This is a genomic window from Agrobacterium sp. CG160-95 (assembly GCF_053521725.1).
Genome location: NZ_JBNWDU010000003.1, coordinates 153,293 through 173,829, shown reverse-complemented (window position 1 = coordinate 173,829; position 20,537 = coordinate 153,293). Strand labels below are relative to the sequence as shown.

At 59.1% G+C, this 20,537-nt stretch carries 16 protein-coding genes; 8 read left to right on the top strand and 8 right to left on the bottom strand.

The window, feature by feature from the left end; genetic code table 11:
* Position 1: 1 nt before the first annotated feature.
* The 6 genes from ACQZ63_RS12225 to ACQZ63_RS12200 are packed head-to-tail and all read right to left on the bottom strand — an operon-like array spanning position 2 to position 6,519.
* Positions 2-901 carry a carbohydrate kinase family protein gene (locus ACQZ63_RS12225; protein WP_065660303.1) on the bottom strand — a complete coding sequence of 300 codons (900 nt, stop codon included), beginning with the start codon at positions 899-901 and terminating at the stop codon, positions 2-4.
* Positions 898-1,938: an ABC transporter ATP-binding protein gene (locus ACQZ63_RS12220; RefSeq protein ID WP_448799199.1), complete on the bottom strand. Its 1,041-nt coding sequence runs from the start codon at positions 1,936-1,938 to the stop codon at positions 898-900. The genes ACQZ63_RS12225 and ACQZ63_RS12220 overlap by 4 nt, the downstream gene beginning before the upstream one ends.
* Complete coding sequence (argH, locus tag ACQZ63_RS12215) at positions 1,938-3,452, bottom strand: argininosuccinate lyase (protein ID WP_448799198.1); 1,515 nt, start codon at positions 3,450-3,452, stop codon at positions 1,938-1,940. Before argH ends, ACQZ63_RS12220 begins: the two co-directional genes overlap by 1 nt.
* Before the next feature lie 4 nt (positions 3,453-3,456).
* Positions 3,457-4,299: a carbohydrate ABC transporter permease gene (locus ACQZ63_RS12210; protein ID WP_019566689.1), complete on the bottom strand. Its 843-nt coding sequence runs from the start codon at positions 4,297-4,299 to the stop codon at positions 3,457-3,459.
* Positions 4,296-5,237, bottom strand: a complete 942-nt coding sequence (locus tag ACQZ63_RS12205; RefSeq protein ID WP_004431252.1) for a carbohydrate ABC transporter permease — start codon at positions 5,235-5,237, stop codon at positions 4,296-4,298. Before ACQZ63_RS12205 ends, ACQZ63_RS12210 begins: the two co-directional genes overlap by 4 nt.
* 16 nt (positions 5,238-5,253) lie before the next feature.
* Positions 5,254-6,519, bottom strand: coding sequence for an extracellular solute-binding protein (locus ACQZ63_RS12200; protein WP_019566690.1), 1,266 nt, complete (start codon positions 6,517-6,519; stop codon positions 5,254-5,256).
* Positions 6,520-6,764: 245 nt separating this feature from the next.
* On the opposite strand from ACQZ63_RS12200, the gene ACQZ63_RS12195 reads away from it, so the two are divergent.
* Genes ACQZ63_RS12195 through ACQZ63_RS12185 form a run of 3 tightly spaced genes read left to right on the top strand, consistent with a single transcriptional unit; the run spans position 6,765 to position 11,321 of the window.
* Positions 6,765-7,991: an ROK family transcriptional regulator gene (locus ACQZ63_RS12195; protein WP_013761100.1), complete on the top strand. Its 1,227-nt coding sequence runs from the start codon at positions 6,765-6,767 to the stop codon at positions 7,989-7,991.
* A gap of 19 nt (positions 7,992-8,010) precedes the next feature.
* Positions 8,011-10,413, top strand: coding sequence for a PIG-L family deacetylase (locus ACQZ63_RS12190; RefSeq protein WP_448799197.1), 2,403 nt, complete (start codon positions 8,011-8,013; stop codon positions 10,411-10,413).
* Positions 10,410-11,321, top strand: coding sequence for a DMT family transporter (locus ACQZ63_RS12185; protein WP_035200396.1), 912 nt, complete (start codon positions 10,410-10,412; stop codon positions 11,319-11,321). The genes ACQZ63_RS12190 and ACQZ63_RS12185 overlap by 4 nt, the downstream gene beginning before the upstream one ends.
* A 12-nt stretch (positions 11,322-11,333) precedes the next feature.
* Here ACQZ63_RS12185 and ACQZ63_RS12180 read toward each other — a convergent pair whose 3' ends face one another.
* Positions 11,334-11,801: a hypothetical protein gene (locus ACQZ63_RS12180; RefSeq protein WP_173997785.1), complete on the bottom strand. Its 468-nt coding sequence runs from the start codon at positions 11,799-11,801 to the stop codon at positions 11,334-11,336.
* 73 nt (positions 11,802-11,874) lie between these two features.
* Positions 11,875-12,768, bottom strand: a complete 894-nt coding sequence (locus ACQZ63_RS12175; RefSeq protein ID WP_004431265.1) for an AraC family transcriptional regulator — start codon at positions 12,766-12,768, stop codon at positions 11,875-11,877.
* Between the two features lie 197 nt (positions 12,769-12,965).
* Between ACQZ63_RS12175 and melA the strand changes: the two genes are divergently transcribed.
* From melA to ACQZ63_RS12150, 5 genes are all read left to right on the top strand, one after another.
* Positions 12,966-14,432, top strand: coding sequence for an alpha-glucosidase/alpha-galactosidase (gene melA / locus ACQZ63_RS12170; RefSeq protein WP_173997787.1), 1,467 nt, complete (start codon positions 12,966-12,968; stop codon positions 14,430-14,432).
* 107 nt (positions 14,433-14,539) lie between these two features.
* Positions 14,540-16,627 carry an ABC transporter substrate-binding protein gene (locus ACQZ63_RS12165; RefSeq protein WP_448799196.1) on the top strand — a complete coding sequence of 696 codons (2,088 nt, stop codon included), beginning with the start codon at positions 14,540-14,542 and terminating at the stop codon, positions 16,625-16,627.
* 87 nt (positions 16,628-16,714) lie between these two features.
* A complete protein-coding gene (locus tag ACQZ63_RS12160) occupies positions 16,715-17,722 on the top strand; it encodes an ABC transporter permease (RefSeq protein WP_004431273.1) in 1,008 nt (335 codons plus the stop codon).
* Position 17,723: 1 nt separating this feature from the next.
* Complete coding sequence (locus ACQZ63_RS12155; protein WP_004431275.1) at positions 17,724-18,860, top strand: ABC transporter permease; 1,137 nt, start codon at positions 17,724-17,726, stop codon at positions 18,858-18,860.
* Between the two features lie 12 nt (positions 18,861-18,872).
* Positions 18,873-20,537 (top strand): ABC transporter ATP-binding protein, encoded by a 1,665-nt coding sequence (locus ACQZ63_RS12150; RefSeq protein ID WP_035200401.1) that lies wholly within the window; start codon positions 18,873-18,875, stop codon positions 20,535-20,537.

The window sequence follows — 20,537 nt, the reverse complement described above, 5'->3', positions numbered from 1 at the left end:
ATTATGCGGCGGCGGTCGTTCTCGGCGCGCCGCCCGTGGCCTGCACGGCAAGGCTACCCGCCGCGACGCCTGCCTCAAGGCATTGCTTCTCGTCCGCCCGCCGAAGCCAGGCATCGATGAAACCGGCATTGAAGGCATCACCCGCGCCTGTCGTGTCGACGACGGGTACCTTCTTCGCCGCCGCATGGTGTAGGCCTGTCTGCGAGGACACCCAGGCGCCCTCTGCGCCGCCTTTCAGGGCGACAACAGGAAAAGACCCCGACAAGGCCCTGGCCGCCGACTCAGGGTCAGAATGGCCTGTGATCGCCTCGGCTTCTTCGAGGTTGGGCAAAAACACGTCGACGCCATCGCACGCCTTGAGCAGGCCCTTGTCGTAAATCAGCGAGGCATCCCAGCTGGGATCGAGCGAGACGGACAGTCCGCTGTCCCTGGCGCGGGCGACGAGATCGGGGATTTCGTGCAGCGTGGCGAATTCTGCGATGTGCAGATGGCAGGCCCCGTTCCACGAAAAGGCGGCATCAAGGGTCGATGGCCGGGCGATACCGGCGCGCCGTGTCAAAAACGCCCTGTCATGGCCAACCACCGTCGCGACGGTGACTTGCGGGCCCGCATCTGCCGAGTGTTCCAGAAATTGCAGGTCTACACCGCTTTGCTGCATTTTCTCGCCGATGGCGCGTGAGAAGGTGTCGGTGCCGAGCCTTGCCAGCAGCGTGGCCGTGCGGCCGATATGGGCGAAATGCGCAGCCGCAATGAAAGCCCCGCCACCGGCGGCGATTTCCATGTCGCTGGCAAACAGCTCCCGTCCGAGCACCGGCAATTCGTCAAGCCCGGTGAAAATGAGGTCGCAATAGATCCGGCCGATACTGATGACCGCTGACTTTTCCGTGTCTGTCGTCATCATGCGCGGCCCAGAAGCTTTTCCGTCTTGGCATCGAAAAGATAGAGCGCGCCTGCCTGCGCCTCGCATTGCAAGCGGCTACCCACCGTGGGAATGGCCTTGCCCCTTGCTGTCGCGATGACCGAGGTCGTGGGCGTGTCCAGATGAACCAGCGTTTCCGGGCCGAGCGGCTCCACGGCTGTCACTGTTCCCTCCAGCGAGAAGGACCCTTGAGTTGTCTCGCCTTCTCCAACCAGCAGATCATGGGGGCGAATGCCAATCAGCAGATCGCCATCGGCAGGCTGTGTAACGCTATTCGTCGTTCTTTTGCCCCGCAGCAGGTTCATCGACGGGCTGCCGATGAAACGCGCAGTGAAGACGTCCACCGGCGTCTCGTAAAGTTCCGAGGGCGTACCGACCTGCAGGATATGGCCGTCTTTCATCACGACAATCCGATCGGCCATGGTCATTGCTTCCACCTGATCGTGCGTGACGTAGACGGTGGTTGTCTTAAGACGTTGGTGCAAGCGCTTGATTTCAATGCGCATCTGCGATCTCAACTGGGCGTCGAGATTGGACAGCGGCTCATCGAAAAGGAAGGCTGAGGGATCGCGCACCATGGCGCGGCCGATGGCGACGCGCTGCCTCTGCCCGCCCGACAAAGCCGCGGGCCGACGGTCTAGCAATGCCTCAAGTCCGAGCACCCGACCGGCCTCCTCGATACGCCGGTTCTTTTCCGCCTTGTCGAGCTTTGAGGTATAGAGCCCGAAGCCGATGTTCTGGCGAACCGTCATATGCGGGTAGATCGCATAGTTCTGGAAGACCATGGCGATGTTGCGCTGTTTCGGTTCTTTCTCGTTGACGACGTTTCCGGCAATTTTCAGCGTTCCGCCCGAAATCTCTTCCAGACCCGCGATCATTCTGAGTGTCGTGGATTTGCCGCAGCCGGAAGGGCCAACGAATACGACGAATTCGCCGTCTTCAATGGCAAGGTCGATGCCTTTGACTGCGTCCACCTTGCCGTAGCGCTTTACGAGTTGATTGAGTTCGATTGTCGCCATTATCGCGCTCCCGTCAGGGCGGTAAATTTCTCTGCAAGCTCAGCGGCTTTTGCCGCTGCGTAGTCGGCGGATCGCTGTGCTTCTGCTTCAAACGCAGCAAGTTTGTCGCGATAGGCCGCAATCGCCTCGCGCATCGGCTCCGGGGCAGGGCCGCCGAAGCGGCTGCGCACGGCGACAAAGTGCTCAGGCGAGACGATCTGCCTGAACTTTTCCTCATCGACACTGGTCTCGCGTCCTGCCAGTTCCTCGAACGCCTTGCGGAACGGCTGGTAACCGTCGTTCGGCAGGTCGCCCTTCAGCGCGACAACGCTTTTGGCGACGGTTGCGGCAATTTCATGGGCCTGGCGGAATGACAGGTCTTCGATGCGGACAAGAGAATCTGCCAGTTCCGTAATGGTGATGCAGGAACGGCGAATATTCTGGTCGACCCTTTCCGGATCGATACTGATCTTGCCGACGAGGCTGGCAAGGAGATCGAGCACCCGGCCGGCAGAGGCGAAGGCTTCGTAACCCATGCCCTGGGTTTCGCCCTCGCTGTCGTTCATGTCGGTGAAGGGCGTGTTGTGCATCACGTCGAGCATGGTCCGTGCCCGCCCGAATGTCTGGCTTGCGAGGTGGCGCAGATGTTCGATCGGGACCGGGTTTCGTTTCTGCGGCATGATCGACGAAATCTGCACCAGCGAATTCGGTACGTAGATCTGCCCGACTTCGAAACTCGTCCAGAACTGGAAGTCCTGAATGAGCCTGCCGAGATGTAGGAACATCAATTCGATGGCGCCATAGGTCGCTGTTGTATAGTCGACGGCGGCGATGCAGGAATAGGAATTGCGCAACGGTGCCGCAAAGCCGAGAAGTTCGGCGACACGTGCCCGGTCGATGGGAAAGCCGGACGTGGTGATGGCCGCAGCGCCCATGGGTGAGAGATCGACGATGCGCCGGGCCTCAGTGAAGCGGTCAATATCCCGGATCAGCACTTCGATGGCGGCGGAAAGATAGTGGCCGAAGGTGGTGGGCTGGGCCGGTTGTCCGTGCGTATAGGCGACGATCAACGTCTTTTCATTGCGCTCGGCGGCGTCGATCAGGGCGGCCAGCAGAAGCCGCGCCTTGGCAGTGAGCGTGTCGATCTTGTCTTTCAGGCCGATTTTGAAAAGCGTGTGATCTATGTCGTTGCGCGAGCGTGCCGTGTGCAGGCGGCCTGCCACATCGACACCGATGCGGGCTTTCAGCTCCTTTTCGATCAGGAAGAAGAAATCCTCGACCTCGCCGGTATAGACCAGCTCCGACGGATTGATGGTCCTGTCGATGTCATCAAGCGCTTCGGCGATTTTTGCTGCCGTGTCCGCATCGAGAATGCCGGTCTCGCGCAGCATGACCAGATGGGCGCGGTCGATGCGGCGGAAACCGTCGACATGGTGGTTCTTGGCGCCATCGAAAAGCGGACGCAGCACGGTTTCCTTGTAAACTGGGTCGGGAAACTTGCTGGTATCCGACAGGCGCGGGTTCATATCGGCCATGGTGTTATCCTTTCAGGCCTGCCAGCATCACACCGCGAACGATGTAGCGTTGCAGGACGATGAAGACGATAAGGGTTGGGATGGTCGCAATGGCAGCGCCGGTCATGATCATTTCCCACTGGATCTGCTGTTCCACCGCAAAGCTCGATAAGCCGACCGGCAGCGTGTACAGCTCTTTGCTGGTAGTCACGATCAGGGGCCAGAAGAATGCTGTCCAGTTGCCGAGGAATGTGAAGATTGCAAGCGCCGAAAGGGCAGGCGTCACCAGCGGCAGGGCTACCTTCCACCAGATCTGGAATTCGTTCAGCCCGTCGACACGCGCTGCCTCCAGGAAGTCATTCGGAACCGTCTCGAAGAACTGCTTCATCAGGAAGGTGCCGAAGGCCGTCATCATTCCCGGGAACATGATGCCCCAGTAGCTGTCGAGCCAGCCAAGCTGGCTGGACATCAGATACCAGGGGATAACAAGCATTTCGGTCGGGATCATCAGTGTGGAAAGGATCGCGAGGAAGATGAAGTAGCGACCCCTAAACTCAAATTTGGCCAGCGTATAACCGACCAGACTGTCGAAGAAGCAGTTGGAGACGGTGACGATGACCGCAACGAACATCGAGTTGAAGAACCAGCGGAGAAAACGGCCGTCGGCCATGACAGTCATGTAATTCGCAAGCGTCGGCGCTGCGGGAATGAGCCTGAGATCATAGACCTGATCCGCGGTCTTGAACGAGGTCGAAAACATGAAGAGCAGCGGCGAAATCATGATCAGGCCGCCGATGAACAGCAGCGTCCAGGCAAGGATGCGGCCGGGGCGGACGCGGGCGTGGGAGAGTGGCAACGCTTCGCTCATTTCTTTTCCCTCAGAACCCAGAGCTGGACCAGCGACACGACAAGAAGAATGGTGAACAGGACAACCGTCTGCGCGGCGGCATAACCCATCGCATAGGAATTGAACGCAGTCTGGTAGATCATCAGCACCAGCGGTTTGGTTGAGCCGAGCGGTCCGCCCGGATCGTTGGTGGTCATGTTGTAGACCTGATCGAAAATGCGCAGGAAACCGATTGAGGAGAAGACGACCAGGAAAACGGTAGTTGGTTTCAGGAGCGGTAGCGTGATCTTTCGAAGGATCGCCCATTCGCCAAGCCCGTCGATGCGCGCGGCCTCATAAAATGTCGTCGGAATGGAGCGCAGGCCCGCCATGAAGATGATGATCTGGAAACCAAGCCCGGCCCAGATGGACGTCACCATGACCGAATAAAGCGCCTGATCGGTGGAACGGATGAATGGCTGCTGCGGAATTCCGATCATGCCAAGCACGTCGTTGATGATGCCGATCGGCGGCGGCTGATAGAACCAGCGCCAGACCCATGCCATTGCCGCTGCCGTCGTCAGATAGGGCAGGAAATAAAGCGCGCGGATGAAACCGTGCAGGATGCGCACCCGATCCAGATAAAAGGCTATGACGAAAGCCAGAACCAGACTGATGGGCGTGCCGACGATGAGATAGGTGAAGGTGTTCTTGAAAACCTTCCAGAATTGCGGATCCTTGAACAGCTTGACGTAATTGGCAACGCCGATGAACTTTGCCGGTCGCAGCAGGTCCCAGTTGGTGAAGGACAACCAGAAGGCCTGCAACGTCGGGTAAAAACGGATGATGCTGTAAAACAGGATCGGGATAGCCAGAAAGCTCCAGATCCACACAAGCCGCTTCGTGCGCATGGAAAAGCGATCCCCGAAGGAGCCGCCGGGGCGGCCGGATGCCGCCCCCTGTTGATCGATCGCTGTCATGATTGGACCTGCGGTTTTACGGTTTGGCCGCGTCGATGATTTCCTGCTCGGCGCTGGCGGCCTGCTTGATGGACTCCTCGACGGATTGACCCTCGAGCAAAATCCGGTTCGTCATGTCGATGGCGTTCTGCCGCTGGGCTGCCTCATCCATGAACCGTGTCGTATGGGCGTATTCGAGACCCTTCAGGAACGGTGCATAGATCGGGTCTTTCAGGTTCTCCTCGGTCAACGCCGCAGATCGCCGCGCCGGCAACTCGCCAACCGTCTTCAGCCAGATCGCCATCGCTTCCGGTGAGGAGATGTAAGCGAGGAATTTCTTCGACGCTTCCAGTTCTTCACCGGTTGTCTTGGCGCTGATGCCATTGGCGAAATAGCTGGCATAGTTGGAGCGGATATTCTTGTCATTGGTGGGAAGCTCGGTCACGCCCCACTCGAAGTCCTTGATGGTTCTGAAAGATCCAAGCCTGAACGTGCCGTCGATGGTCATGCCTGCCTTGCCCGCACGGAAGGCAGCCTGGCCTTCGTCCATAAAGCCTACCTGACCGATCTTCTTTTCAAGCTGCAGGCTCGTATAGAACTTCAGCGCCTGGATGCCCGCCTCGCTGTCATAGGTGACTTTTTGGTCGTTGTCGGTGTAGGGCTCGCCGCCATATTGGCGGATAAGAACTTCGCGCCACCATTGGTGGTCCTGACCGCCCATATCGAGCGTGGAGCCTGCAACGGTCAGGTTTCCGGCGGCATCGTGCTTGGCGATCTTTTCCGCCGCGGCAACAAATTCGTCCAGCGTCTTCGGCGGATTGGCGGCGTCAAGACCGGCTTCCGTGAAGAGCTTCTTGTTGTAGAAAAGTGCGAGCGAGCGAACCGCCGTCGGCAGGCCGTAATAATCGTCGCCGCGCTTCATGGCGCCGACGATGGGGAAAAATTCGCTTTCGATCTTGTCATGCGGGAAAGCGTCGGTCGGCAGCGGCTGCAAGATACCGCCGGCTGCAAACTTGTCGAGCCAGCCGTAGAAGAGCTGCATCACGTCAGGGCCTTTACCGGACATGTTGGCGGCAATCACTCGCGTCTGGTAGTCGGCATAAGGGAAGGTCACCTGTTTGACGGTGATATCCGGATTGGCCTTCTGAAACTCGGCGATAAGCTCGTCCATCGCTTTGACGCGTGTGTCGAAGACATATTGCCAATATTCGATTTCAACCGCCTGCGCGGCGTTGAATGCAAATGTGCTGAAACCGGCGACCAAGCCGGCGAACAAAGTTGCCCTGCGCATGTAAGCCTCCATTTTCTCCGCCCGGTCTTCCGGATGCGGAGTGATCGTTCCCTTTATCCGCGCTTTCGCGCGCGCTCATCGAATTGCCGGCAGCGGGATTTTTACGCGTTCCGCCCCTTGCAATTCTGACCCCCGGTCGCTCTCTACGGTTCTCTGAAGGCGGGCATTTGTCAATAACATAATTTACTTGAATTATTATATTGCACTTATCCTCACTTCGACGCTATGAATTTTCTAACGGACGGGAAGTTGAAGAGATGACGGTGCACACGGTGGATACCTATCCCGTAGCAATCGGAAAAAATCCTGAGCGCAGCCGCGAACACAACAGGCGAGTCGTCCTCGACATCGTCAGGCGGCACGGCTCGCTCGGTCGCGCCCAGTTAGCCAAGATCACGCATCTCACACCCCAGGCGGTCGCCAATATCGTCGATGAGCTGGTAGGCGAGGGACTCCTGAAAGAGCTTGGTCGCCGGCGCACCGGCAGGGGCCAGCCGCCGATACAATTTGCTGTCAACCCGGATGGTGGCGCAACGATCGGGGTTGAGATTGCCGCAGACCATATGGTCACCGTCGGTCTTGATCTGGCCGGCGTGTTGCGCACGCAGCGCGTTACCCCGCTCAAGGACACCACGCCGGACGCCATACTCAAAACCTTTGCGGCGGAGCATGCAGCGGTTGCAAAGAATGTCGGGTGCAGGCTGCTTGGCACCGGCGTCGTCATGCCCGGGCCTTTCGAGATTGACGGCATGACCTCTGTCGGTCCGACGACGCTTTCCGGCTGGGTGGGTATCGATGCCCGCCAGATGCTGAGCGATGCCTGCGGCCAACAGGTCGTGGTGGAAAACGATGCGACGGCCGCTGCTGTCGGCGAGCGCCTGTTCGGCGCAGGGCTGGCTATCCCGAATTTTTGCATGATCTATTTCGGCGTCGGCATTGGTCTCGGCATCATCCAGGATGGTTCGCCCTATCGCGGCGCTTTCGGCAACGCCGGCGAAATCGGCCATGTGACCGTCTCGCCCAAGGGAAGGCCTTGCCCGTCTTGCGGGCAAAGAGGTTGCCTGGAGGCCTATGCTTCCGTCTATGTGCTCAAGGAAAAGCTCGTCTGCGCCGGTGTTGCGGACACGGAGCTTGATGATCTTGAAGCCCTGTTCAGCGCGGGCAATCCGGTCGTGATGGAGTGGATCGACGAGGCGGCCGTCCATCTGGCGCCCATGGTGGCGATGCTCGAGAACATTCTCGATCCGCAGACGGTCATTCTCGGCGGTGCGCTGCCTGAAAACATCATCAGCGAGATCATTGCGCGGATGGGGCATCTGCCGACTTCGGTCGCAAGCCGGCGGCAAAGAGAGTTGCCGCGCGTCATCCACGGCAAGTCCGGACAGTTGACGGCGGCGCTTGGTGCCGCCGCCTTGCCGCTGTTCGACATTGTCACACCAAAACTCGAGACGTCCCTGGGCGCCGCAGCGCAGGTGCCCGGCTGAATATTGGAGGAGACCGCCCATGCTTAACCCCCGGGAGCGCATCGAACGGCAGATGGCCGATCCATGGCTCGTGCGTCTGCACCGTAAACTGAGCGCACTGAAATCCACTGTCACCATCATGCACACCGGTGCGCACCCGGACGACGAGCAGAACGGTCTTCTTGCCTATTTCCGGATGGAACTGGGCATGCGGATCATCATCGCCTGCTCGACGCGCGGTGAAGGCGGGCAGAATGCGCTTGGGCCGGAGCGGCTGGGCGCGCTTGGCGTCATCCGGTCGCGGGAGCTGGAGGAGGCGGCCCGCATCATCGATGCGGACATAAGCTGGCTCGGCCATGGCCCGGCGGATATCATCCACGACTTCGGCTTCTCCAAGGATGGCGACCAGACCTTTGGTCGATGGGGGCAGCAGCGCATCGTCGAGCGGCTGGTGCGCGCCTATCGCAAGGAACGGCCCGATATCGTCATTCCGACATTTCTCGATGTGCCGGGACAACACGGGCACCACCGCGCCATGACGCGCGCGGCGAAAAGCGCAATCGCGCTGGCGGCTGATCCTGCCGCCTATCCCGAGCATTTCTCCGAGGGGCTGAAGCCGTGGAAGGTGGCCAAATATTATCTTCCTGCATGGTCTGGTGGTGGTGACACCTATGATGACGAGGTGCCTCCGCCGGAAACGACGCTGACAGTCAATGCGGTGGGCAAGGAGCGGGCAACCGGCGCGCAGTATGACCGCATCGGCGAATGGTCGCGTTATTATCATGCCTCACAGGGAATGGGGCATTGGCCGAAGCGGGCGCAGGAAGCATGGCCACTGCATCTCGAGCTCTCCAACGTCGCGGGCGGTGAGGAAAGCTCGATCCTCGACAGCCTGCCGTCGTCGCTGGCTGATCTCTCGGCTTTTCCGCGTCTTGCCGCCGATTTGGCAAAGGCGCTGGTTGCAGCCGAACAGGCAATCACTGACGCAATCGATGCCTTTCCCGACACGCAGCGGATCACGGCCTCACTTCTGACGGCGGCAGCCCTTTTGCAAGAGGTCGACGAGGCCGCAGCGCCGGACTTCAGGGAGTTGCATGGGCACCGGATCGCGCGCAAACGGGCGCAGGTCGATGCCGCTATCCTGACAGCGCTCGATCTTTTCGAGCGGGCCTATGCCGAGCCAGCCGAGATCGTTCCGGGTGGGACGTCATCTCTCTATGTGGAACTCGCTGGAAAGGCGGCTGAATTTGACGTCGAGGTTACCCCGGTCCTTCCGGCTGGAGTATCGTCTTCGGTTCAGTCGCGTGGCCAGACAATGGTCTTCTCGCTTGCCGCCGATCAGGACGCGGCCGTTTCCGGGCTTTACCAGCCCGACTGGAAAGCCTCAGGCGGCAATGGTCATGCCTCGGTGCGCCTGTCCGTAAGGATTGGAGGCAGGGAGGTTTCGGCCGCTTTCGATCTGGAGGAGCCGTTTTTCGTGACGCCGGCGCAGTCGCTGACGATTTCGCCCGATGCGCTTCTGGTTCCACTTGGAAAAGGGCAGGATTCCCATGTTTTTGAGGCACACATAAAGGGTACCGATGCGCCGCTGTCGTTCAGGAGTACGGATGGCTGGAACCTGCGCAAGACCGGCAATGACTGGATTGCCGAACGTACCGGTGAGGCAGCGGTCGGCCTTGCCCAGATCAAAGCGCTTGTCGGTTCACAACCTGCCTTCCAGATCACGCCCATCGCATATCCGCATATAGGCCGGGCGCGGTTTCTGGCACCCTCCGCTCTGAAAATCCTCTCGCTCGATCTCAAGCTGCCCGAGGGCGCGCGCGTCGGTTATGTCGGCGGCGGTGCCGACCGGGTCGGGTCATGGCTTTCGCGCATGGGTCTTGATGTCACCGAACTCGATGCGCAGGCGCTTGGCGGTGATCTCTCATCCTTCACGACAATCGTTGTCGGCATCTTCGCCTTCGGCATTCGTAAGGATCTGGCTGCGGCAACCGAAAGGCTTCACCGCTTCGTCGAAGAAGGCGGCCATCTTGTCACGCTCTATCACCGGCCGACCGACGGATGGAATCCCGAGACGACGCCCGTCAGGCGGCTTGAGATCGGTAAGCCTTCCCTGCGTTGGCGGGTGACGGACCCAAATGCGGAGGTGACGGTGCTATTGCCCGATCATCCATTGCTTGTCGGGCCCAACACGATCGGTGCTGCCGACTGGACGGGCTGGGACAAGGAGCGCGGGCTCTATTTCGCTGCGCGCTGGGATGATGCTTATGAACCCCTGCTCGCCATGCACGATGTCGATGAACAGCCTCTGAAAGGGGCGCTGGTCTCGGCAGCCATTGGCAGGGGCCGGCATACGCATACGAGCCTCGTGCTGCACCACCAGATGGACAAGCTGGTGCCGGGGGCATTCCGCCTCATGGCAAACCTTGTGCAACCCGCGTGAATGGCCAGGACCAGAGTGAAAAACAGGAAAACCCGCGCGAAAACGATGCTCGCGCGGGCATCGGCTGGCTGCTCATGGATATGGCCCTCGTTTCGGGCGGAATGACAGCCCTCGTCAAGGCGCAGGGTGTGACCTATCCGGCATTCCAGCTCGTCTTCATAAGAGCGATGATCGGCCTGATCTTCATCCTGCCGCTTATCTGGCGACACCGGGGGGAAATGGCGCGCGTCAAATATCCCTGGCGCAACCTTTTCCGAATCTGCTGCAACGCCATTGCACTCACCAGCAACTTCGTCGCCATCACCCTCTTGCCGCTCGCCACCGTCAATGCTGTCGGCTTCTCACGCCCGCTGGTGACGATGGCCATGGCGGTTGTCTTTCTCGGTGAAAAGGTAAGCCGATATCGCTGGGTCGGCGCTTGCCTCGCATTTGTTGGCGTTCTTGTAGTCATCGGGCCGGGCGGCGCGGAGATTAACGCAGGCGTGCTCGTCGTCCTCGTCTCCGTCGTGTTCGGCGCGCTTGCGGTGATCCAGACCCGGGCGCTGCGGCAGGAAAACACCACTGTCATGATGGTGTTCTACACGGTGGGTCTTGCCGTCATTACCGCCGTTCCGGCGATCTGGACGTGGAAACCGGTCATGCCGCTCGACTGGGTGGCGCTGCTCGCCATCGGACTGCTTGCGCAAATGGGGCAATATTGCTTCCTGCGGGCCTATCGCATCGCTGACGCCAGTGTTCTGGCGCCCGTTGGATATCTGTCGATATTGTTCGTGACCGCTGTGGGATACTTCCTGTTTGACGAGGTGCCCGAAGCCCGTGTTGTTCTTGGCATTGCCATCATTCTCGTCTCCTTGCAGGCAACCGCCTTTGCGGAATATCTTTTGAAGAAGTTGCGCGGCCGGCGGTGAGAAGTGCCGCTTTTATCTTTGACGCGCCAGAACGCTCAGCCGGATCCAGCCCAGTGTCGCGCGCTTGAAGCGATCGTAAAGCGAACGGGCAAAGCGCACATATCTCATGATCCATGCGAACCAGGCGTAGGTGAGGAGCTTCTCCCGACCGGCGTGGTAAATGCGCTCGACAATCAGGAATGTGGCGAGGTGAGCGAGGATCGTCAGCGCAATTCCCATTTTGACGGTGCCGTGCGCGATGAGTAGCAGGCCGATGATTTTCATCGGTTCGGCGATGGCAAATGGCACCGCCAACAAAAGAAGAATGGCAAGACGCGGTAATCCGCCAATCCGGCTTTCCAGTTTCCTGATGAATGTCAGTCTGGATATCGCCTTGATGATCGGCCGATAGAGCGGGCGAAAAATGCCGTCGAGGATCAGGGCAAACACGATGATTGCCCGAAGCGGAAAGATGAGGATCTTCCTGATTTTGTTGTTCACCTCATTCGGTCTCCACAAGGGGCTGTATGGCCAATTCTTAATCGCCTGAAACGTGGCAAAACGAAGTTGTTTTTTACGATCTGCTCTGCTGAACGCTCGCATACATGCCGGTGGTGCGGAATTCGCTTGGATTGATGCCATATAGCCTGCGGAAGACCTTCGAGAAATAGTTCGGGTCTTCGAAGCCGCATAGCACGGATACCTCCTTGATGGGGATGTTTTCGGCTGTGGTGAGAAGCTTGGCTGCCCGCCTCAACCGTCGCTGCAATACAAATTCGGCCGGTGGCAGGCCTTCGCTTGCCGTGAAGATGCGGGAAAAATGCGCACGGCTGAGGCCGGCGACGGCGGCAAGATCGCTGACGGAAAGACGCTCTCCGAGATGCCCGTCTATATAGCTCAGCACCTGCTGCATGGTGCGATATTCACCGCCAAAGGAGGGATGCGAGCCGAACACGTCGTCATAAAGCGTCATCGCCGCTTCATAGGCGACGGCGGAGGCCGCCCCTGGTGTTTCCGCGCCGTTGACGAGGCGCGAGCAACAATGGGCGAGATGATCGACGGTTTCCTGTTGCAGCTTGAGGATCGGCCCGGTGACGGCAAGAATATTGCGATGAATGCGCAAGGCCTCTTCGCCATTCATGGAGATCCAGAAGAACTCCCATTGCTTTCCCGCTTCCAGCCAGTAGCGATGATTGTGCGGGATGAGCAACAGGAGGGTTTCGCCCGGCTTCACCACGTAATGACGGTTTTCGTAACGAAGGTTTCCCTGTCCGCCAATGCAATATTGCAGCACAGTGAATGGTGTCTGTCCGCGCTTTCGTCCGTCCCAGTCATAATTGCCACTGCTGCGGATTTCATAGCCGCTGCTGGTGGGCATTGTGTGCAGGGTCTGGCGGCCGCGGGGCAGCGAGACGGTCCGCATCCCGGGCCCCTGATCGATCAAATCTTGCAGCACAAAATTACCCATGAAAGCATAATCCTTCTCTGGTTCCGCTCGTCATTATACGCATAATCCCGAACCGAGGAGACAGCCAGTACGATATTGTTGCGGAGAATTTTTCAGGAGTGCCGGTTTTCCGGGGTTCTTACAGGTATATTCTCGCATCGCCTTATTATGATCGTTTGGCCCGTTTCACCCGTTCGATTTGCAACAGAGGTGGCGTTATGAGTTTCAAAATCGCTATAATCGGCGCCGGAAGCGTCGGATTCACGAAAAAACTGTTCACCGATCTTTTGTGCGTGCCGGAGTTTCGCGACATCGAGGTCGCGCTGACGGATATCAGCCAGCACAATCTGGATATGATCAGGGCGATCCTCGACAAGGTCGTGGAAGCCAACGGTTTTCCGGTGAAAGTGACGGCGCATACCGACCGCCGTCGCGCGCTTGAGGGTGCGAAATACATCATAAGCTGTGTGCGGGTCGGCGGTCTGGAAGCCTATGCGGACGACATCCGTATCCCGCTGAAATACGGGATCGACCAGTGCGTCGGTGACACCATCTGCGCCGGCGGCATTCTCTATGGCCAGCGTAACATTCCGGTCATTCTGGATTTCTGCAAGGATATCCGCGAGGTCGCCGCATCCGGTGCCAAGTTCCTGAATTACGCCAACCCCATGGCCATGAATACATGGGCAGCCATCGAATACGGCAAGGTGGATACGGTTGGTCTTTGCCACGGTGTGCAGCACGGTGCGGAGCAGATCGCTGAAATTCTCGGCGCAAAATCCCCGTCCGAACTTGATTACATCTGCTCGGGCATCAACCACCAGACATGGTTCATCGATCTAAGGCTGAATGGCCGCAAGATCGGCAAAGAAGAGCTGGTCGCCGCTTTCGAGGCGCATCCGGTTTTCTCACAGCAGGAAAAGCTGCGCATCGACGTGCTTAAGCGCTTCGGTGTCTATTCGACGGAGAGCAACGGCCATCTGTCCGAATATCTGCCGTGGTACCGCAAGCGTCCGGATGAAATCGCCCGCTGGATCGATATGTCGGACTGGATTCACGGCGAAACCGGCGGTTACCTGCGTCACTCCACCGAGACGCGGAACTGGTTCGAAACGGAATTCCCGCAGTTCCTGGCGTCAGCCGCCAAGCCCATCGAACCGGAGAAGCGCTCCAACGAACATGCGAGCCACATTCTGGAAGCGCTTGAAACCGGGCGTGTCTATCGCGGCCACTTCAACGTCAAGAACAATGGCGTCATAACCAACCTTCCTTCTGATGCGATCATTGAGTCGCCCGGTTTCGTGGATCGTTTCGGCATCAACATGGTCTCGGGTATCACGCTGCCGGAAGCCTGCGCGGCGACCTGCATGGCGTCTATCAACGTGCAGCGCATGTCGGTACATGCGGCGGTCAGCGGCGATATCGATCTTCTGAGGCTTGCCGTGCTGCACGATCCGCTGGTCGGTGCCGTCGCCACGCCGGAGGAGGTCTGGCAGATGGTGGACGAGATGGTCGTCGCGCAGGCGCGCTGGTTGCCGCAATATGCGGATGCCGTGCCTGATGCCAAGGAGCGCCTTTCGAAATCGACGGTCAAGACCCGTGACTGGGCGGGGGCTGCACGCCGCAACGTGCGTTCCATCGAGGAATTGCGGGCTGAGAAATCGGCTCTGAAGAAGGCCGTATAAAGGAAAAAGCATGGGAACAGGCCGGCGGCGAAAGGGAGTTCGCCGCTTCGGTCTTGGTGATGACAGACGGTGGGCGGTCGAAGAGCTGCCATTTGGGAGGAATGACGATGCAACTTCAACGCAAGATCGGTATCATCTCGGCATTGGGTCTTGGTGTTTCGATGATCGCACTCAGTGCGAACGCCTTCGAAACCACCACGCCGCCGGAGCCGCCGCAGTTTCCGGCGGAAGGCAAGATCAATTATGTAGCGCGCGACTCGATCCTCGAATTCAAGGCCCTGCCGAGCTACAGCGAGCCGGACTGGATCACCGAAAAATTCGAGAAGACAGGCAAACTGCCGCCCTTGAAGGAACGCTTGCCTGAGGAGCCGCTGGTCTACAAGACCGGCAACATGGTGGATGGCATCGGCGTTTATGGCGATACGATGCGTCATGTGATCGGCGGACGGCCCGAAGGCTGGAACTACATTGCCGGCCAGAGCCAGGGCTGGGGCGGCATCGATATTGCGCTTTCCGAATGCCTGACGCGCACAGCGCCGCTGTTTCAGGTGAATGCCAAGGACACCGAACCGCTGCCCAATCTCGCCAAAGGCTGGGAATGGTCGCAGGATGGCCACAAGCTGACGATGCATCTGGTCAAGGGTGCCAAATGGTCTGACGGTGTGCCGTTCAACGCCGATGACGTCATGTTCTACTGGGAAGACGCGGTTCTCGATCCCAACGTGTCGCCGCTCGGCGGCGGCGCTTCGCCTGAAGCCTTCGGCGAAGGCACCACGCTCAAAAAGATCGATGACTATACGGTGGAGTGGACTTTCAAGACCGCTTTCCCGAAGCAATATCTCTATACCATGGCTTATCCGAGCTTCTGCCCCGGACCGGCGCATATTCTGAGACCACAGCACCCGAAATATTCCAAGAACACTTATAACCAGTTCAAGAACGCCTTTCCGCCGGAATATATGAACATGCCTGTCATGGGTGGTTGGGTGCCGGTGGAATATCGCCCCGACGACATCATCGTGCTCAGGCGCAATCCATACTACTGGAAGGTCGACGAGAAGGGCCAGCAGCTGCCTTATCTCAACGAGCTTCATTACAAGCTCTCCACTTGGGCCGATCGCGATGTGCAGGCTGTGGCGGGATCGGGGGATTTCTCCAATCTCGAGCAGCCGGAGAATTTCGTCGCTTCGCTGAAACGCGCAGCTGACCCGAATGCGCCGGCTCGCCTTGCCTTCGGGCCACGCCTGATCGGCTATAACCTGCAGATGAACTTTTCCGCCAATGGCTGGGGCAATCCGGACGAGCGCGGGCAGGCCATTCGCGAGCTGAACCGCAACGAGGTGTTCCGTCAGGCGGTGACCTCGGCCCTCGACCGCAAGGCAATCGGCGACTCGCTCGTCAAGGGCCCGTTCACGGCGATCTATCCGGGTGGCATTTCCTCGGGCACCGGTTTTTACGATCGCAATTCCACGGTCTATTACCCCTTCAACCTTAAGGAAGCGAAAGCCACCCTTGCATCAATCGGCCTGAAGGACACCGATGGCGACGGCTTCTTGAACTTCCCGAAGGAGACACTGGGCGGACGAAACGTCGAGATCATTCTTCTGGTCAATAACGGCTACACGACGGACAAGAGCATTGCGGAAGGCCTTGTCGGGCAAATGGCGAAACTTGGCCTTCGCCTCGTCATCAACAGCCTTGATTCCAACCAGCGCGATGCGGCCCATTATGGCGGTCAGTTCGACTGGCTGGTGCGCCGCAACTCCACCGAGCTTTCGTCCGTGGTGCAGAATACCGAGCAGTTGGCACCCGTTGGCCCGCGCACCAGCTGGAACCATCGCGCACCTGAAGGCAAGGAACTGGATCTGATGCCGTTCGAAAAGGAGATGGCCGATATCGTGCGCAAATTCATCTCCTCGCAGGACAATGCCGAGCGGGCGGAACTGATGAAGCAATATCAGAAGGTCTACACGCAGAACCTCTACACGATCGGGCTTACCGAATATCCCGGCGCGCTTATCGTCAACAAGCGGTTCTCGAATGTGCCGCAGGGCACGCCGATCTTCATGTTCAACTGGGCTGAAGACGCCATCATCCGCGAACGCCTTTGGGTCGCGGCCGACAAGCAGGGCAAATACGAGCTTTTCCCCGAGCAGCTTCCCGGCAAGCCGGGTGAGGGCGGCCCGATCAACTAGAACTCCTCCCGGAGAAAACCCGGTACCGGTCGCGCGTGAAGCGCGGCCGGAGACACACGGACTAGCCAAGCGGAGGATACCCGTTCGATGCTGAGATTCCTGACAATACGCATAGGCTCCGCCATTCCGGTGCTGCTTATCCTGAGCGTGGTGACATTCGCCATCATTCAGGCGCCACCTGGCGACTATGCTGACTACATCCGCTCGCAATTGATGAACCAGGGCGGTGCGTCCTTCGAACAGGCGGAAGCGCAGGCGCAGGCCTACCGCATCGAACACGGTCTCGATAAGCCGATCGTCGTGCAATATTTCAACTGGATCGGGGGTATCATCACACGCGGCGATTTCGGCTACAGCTTCTATTACAACAAGCCGGTTGCCGATGTGGTCGGCGAACGCCTGCCGCGCACCATCGCACTCGCCCTTGTCTGCCACATTCTTTCATCGCTTCTCGGCATCGGTTTCGGCATCTGGGCTGCCACCAGACAATATTCCTGGATCGATAATCTGCTTTCGACCGTCGCCTTCCTCGGCATGACCATTCCGCGCTTCCTGATGGCGCTGATCCTCGTCTACCTGATGGTGTTTCATTTCGACGTGTCGGAAATCGGCAGCTTCTTTTCGCCGCAATATGGCGGTGCGCCATGGTCATGGGGGAAGTTCGTCGATCTCGTCAGCCATGTCTGGCCGGTGGTTGCCATCGCCGTTTTCGGTGGACTTGCGTATAATATGCGGGTGATGCGCGGCAATCTGCTGGATACGCTGAACGCCCAATATGTGGAGACGGCGCGCGCCAAGGGCCTTTCGGAAGGCGCGGTCATCATGCGCCACGCCGTGCCGAACGCCGTGCATCCGCTCATTATGTATCAGGGCGTCGTGCTGCCCTATATGCTGAGCGGCGAAATCGAAACTGCGATCATCTTTGCGCTGCCGACCGTCGGTCCCGCCATCGTCGGGTCCATGGCGGTCGGCGATGTCTATGTCACCGCAACCTTCATGATGGTGCTGGCCGCCACGCTCATCATCGGCAACATCATCGCCGACATGCTGCTCGCCATGCTCGACCCGCGTGTGCGCGAATTCGGGAGGGCTTGAGATGGTGGCCGTTGACGAACTCAAGAATGAATCGGCTGCCGCACCGAAACCCGAGCGAGGTGTTCAGGGTAACGAGACCTATCTCGCTCTGGTGTGGCGGCGCCTCAGACGCTCTTTCACCGGCATGGTGGGGCTGGTGCTGGTGGTGCTGTTGATCACGATCTCAGTCTTCGCCGATTTCTTCGCGCCGATGAACCCGCTCGAAACCAATGACAGTTTCTCCCCGCCGCAGGTGGTGCGGTTCTCCGACAAGGACGGCAATATCAGCCTGTTCCCTCGGGTCTATGCTACCGCTGAAACGGACGAGCTCGATCCGGTGACCTTCCAGCCTATCGTCGGCCCGGATTACGACAATCCGCTTTATCTCGGCTTTTTCGTGAAAGGCGCGGAATATCGGCTGTTCGGCCTCATCCCGGCAAACCGGCACTTCTTCGGCACCACGGACGGGCAGCCGGTGCATTTTCTCGGAACCGACAAGTTCGGACGCGATGTGCTGTCACGCGCCATTTATGGATCGCGCATCTCGCTTGCCATCGCGCTCAGTGTCGTCACCATCGTTACCGTCATCGGCACCAGCGTCGGGTTGATCTCAGGATATTTCGGCGGGCCGCTGGATGCCTGGGTGCAGCGTTTCGTGGAAGTGGTTCTGGCCTTTCCACAATTGCCGCTCTATCTCGCCTTGACGTCGCTCATTCCGGTGACCGCCCCGACGACTGTTTTCCTCCTCTTCGTGGTCGGCGTCATGTCGGCGCTCGGCTGGGCGCAGATGTCTCGCGAAGTGCGCGGCAAGACGCTGGCGCTGGCGCGTATCGATTATGTCCGCGCCGCGATTGCCGTCGGCGCCACCGACCGGCGCATTATTTTCCAGCACATCCTGCCGAATGTGATGAGCCATGTGATCGTTGCCGTCACGCTGCATATTCCAAGCGTCGTGCTGCTCGAATCCTTCCTTGGCTTTCTCGGTTTCGCGGTCAAGCCGCCGCTGATCTCCTGGGGGCTGATGCTTCAGGATACGGCCACCTATTCAGTCATTGGTTCCTATCCATGGATCCTTGCGCCGGTCGGCTTTGTGCTGGTCACCGTTTTTGCCTTCAACGCGCTGGGCGATGGCCTTCGCGATGCTGTCGATCCCTATTGAGAGGAGCGTAACATGGTTGCTGCACAGAACACCTACGCCCCTGCCATCCGCTTCGATGCTGATAATCGAAACGACCAGGCCATCATCGATGCACGCAATATTGCCGTGACTTTCAAGGTTGAGCACGGCACGGTGGAGGCAGTGAAGGACATTTCCTTCCAGCTTTACCGGGGGGAGACGATCGCCATCGTTGGCGAATCCGGTTCGGGAAAATCGGTGACCGCCCGCACCATCATGGGGCTTTTGACGAAGCGGGCCTCGGTTTCGAAAACCGCGACCGTGCGCTTCAACGGCGACGACATCCTGAAATTTTCAAGCCGCCAGCGGCGGGCGTTGCGCGGCAACCGTATCTCGATGATCTTTCAGGAGCCGATGAGTTCGCTGAACCCGATCTATACGATCGGCAGTCAGATCGTCGAGGCGATCCGCGTCCACTCGAAGCTGAGCAGGAAGCAGGCCGAAGCGAGGGCGCTCGATCTTTTGCGGCAGGTGCAGATTCCGGAACCCGAGGCGCGGCTGAAGCAATATCCGCACCAGCTTTCAGGCGGTCAACGGCAGCGTGTCATGATCGCCATGGCGCTCTCCAACGATCCGGATGTGCTGATCGCCGACGAACCCACCACAGCACTGGATGTGACAGTACAGGCGCAGATCCTCAACCTCATACGCGATCTGCAGAAGAAGCGCGGCATGGCCGTGGTGCTCATCACCCATGACCTGACGATCGTGAAGCAGTTTTCCGATTACGTCTACGTCATGCAGCATGGCGAGATGCGTGAGCACAACACCACTGAGCGGCTGTTTGCAGCGCCGAACCACCCCTATACCCGAAAGCTGCTTGCTTCCGAGCCGCATGGCACCGCCAAACCATTGCCGGAAAATTCCGGTGTGCTGCTGACGGCGAATGGCGTGCGGGTGTCGTTCATGATGCGCTACGGTGGCCTGTTCAAGCCGGAATTGAAGGAACTTGTTGCCGTCGACGATCTTGGTCTTACCCTCAAGCGCCATGAAACGCTGGGAATTGTCGGCGAATCCGGGTCTGGCAAAACGACCTTTGGCCAATCCCTGTTGCGGCTGAACGAGCCGGTGGCCGGAGAGGTGATTTTCGATGGCGAGAGGGTCGACGGCCGCTCCCGGTCTCAAATGCGGCCTCTGCGCTCTCGCATGCAGGTCGTCTTTCAGGACCCTTTCGCCTCGCTCAATCCACGCATGACCATCGGCCAGATCATCGAGGAAGGGCTGGTTATCAACGGGCTTGGTAAAACCAAGGCCGAAAGGCTGGAGCGGGTGCGCGACGCGCTGGAAGCGGCAGGCATGCCCGGCAACATCCTCTCGCGTTTCCCGCACGAGTTCTCAGGCGGCCAGCGCCAGCGCATCGCCATCGCGCGTGCAGTCGCGCTGGAGCCGGAATTCATCCTGCTCGATGAGCCGACCTCGGCGCTCGACCTTTCCGTTCAGGCGCAGATCATAGACCTGCTGCGCAAGCTGCAGGACGAGCGGGGCTTGAGCTACCTGTTCATCTCGCACGACCTGAAGGTCGTTCGGGCTCTATGCCACCGCGTCATCGTCATGCAGCGCGGCAGGATCGTGGAGGAAGGCCCCGTCGAGGAGGTGCTGAACCGCCCGAAAACCGAATACACCCAGCGGCTCGTCCGGGCCGCCTTTGAAATCGCATAG

Excerpts from the sequence above, each read along its gene's own strand:
- ACQZ63_RS12225 (WP_065660303.1), bottom strand. The coding sequence starts at position 901 with ATGATGACGACAGACACGGAAAAGTCAGCGGTCATCAGTATCGGCCGG.
- ACQZ63_RS12220 (WP_448799199.1), bottom strand. The coding sequence starts at position 1,938 with ATGGCGACAATCGAACTCAATCAACTCGTAAAGCGCTACGGCAAGGTG.
- argH (WP_448799198.1), bottom strand. The coding sequence starts at position 3,452 with ATGGCCGATATGAACCCGCGCCTGTCGGATACCAGCAAGTTTCCCGAC.
- ACQZ63_RS12210 (WP_019566689.1), bottom strand. The coding sequence starts at position 4,299 with ATGAGCGAAGCGTTGCCACTCTCCCACGCCCGCGTCCGCCCCGGCCGC.
- ACQZ63_RS12205 (WP_004431252.1), bottom strand. The coding sequence starts at position 5,237 with ATGACAGCGATCGATCAACAGGGGGCGGCATCCGGCCGCCCCGGCGGC.
- ACQZ63_RS12200 (WP_019566690.1), bottom strand. The coding sequence starts at position 6,519 with ATGGAGGCTTACATGCGCAGGGCAACTTTGTTCGCCGGCTTGGTCGCC.
- ACQZ63_RS12195 (WP_013761100.1), top strand. The coding sequence starts at position 6,765 with ATGACGGTGCACACGGTGGATACCTATCCCGTAGCAATCGGAAAAAAT.
- ACQZ63_RS12190 (WP_448799197.1), top strand. The coding sequence starts at position 8,011 with ATGCTTAACCCCCGGGAGCGCATCGAACGGCAGATGGCCGATCCATGG.
- ACQZ63_RS12175 (WP_004431265.1), bottom strand. The coding sequence starts at position 12,768 with ATGGGTAATTTTGTGCTGCAAGATTTGATCGATCAGGGGCCCGGGATG.
- melA (WP_173997787.1), top strand. The coding sequence starts at position 12,966 with ATGAGTTTCAAAATCGCTATAATCGGCGCCGGAAGCGTCGGATTCACG.
- ACQZ63_RS12165 (WP_448799196.1), top strand. The coding sequence starts at position 14,540 with ATGCAACTTCAACGCAAGATCGGTATCATCTCGGCATTGGGTCTTGGT.
- ACQZ63_RS12160 (WP_004431273.1), top strand. The coding sequence starts at position 16,715 with ATGCTGAGATTCCTGACAATACGCATAGGCTCCGCCATTCCGGTGCTG.
- ACQZ63_RS12155 (WP_004431275.1), top strand. The coding sequence starts at position 17,724 with ATGGTGGCCGTTGACGAACTCAAGAATGAATCGGCTGCCGCACCGAAA.
- ACQZ63_RS12150 (WP_035200401.1), top strand. The coding sequence starts at position 18,873 with ATGGTTGCTGCACAGAACACCTACGCCCCTGCCATCCGCTTCGATGCT.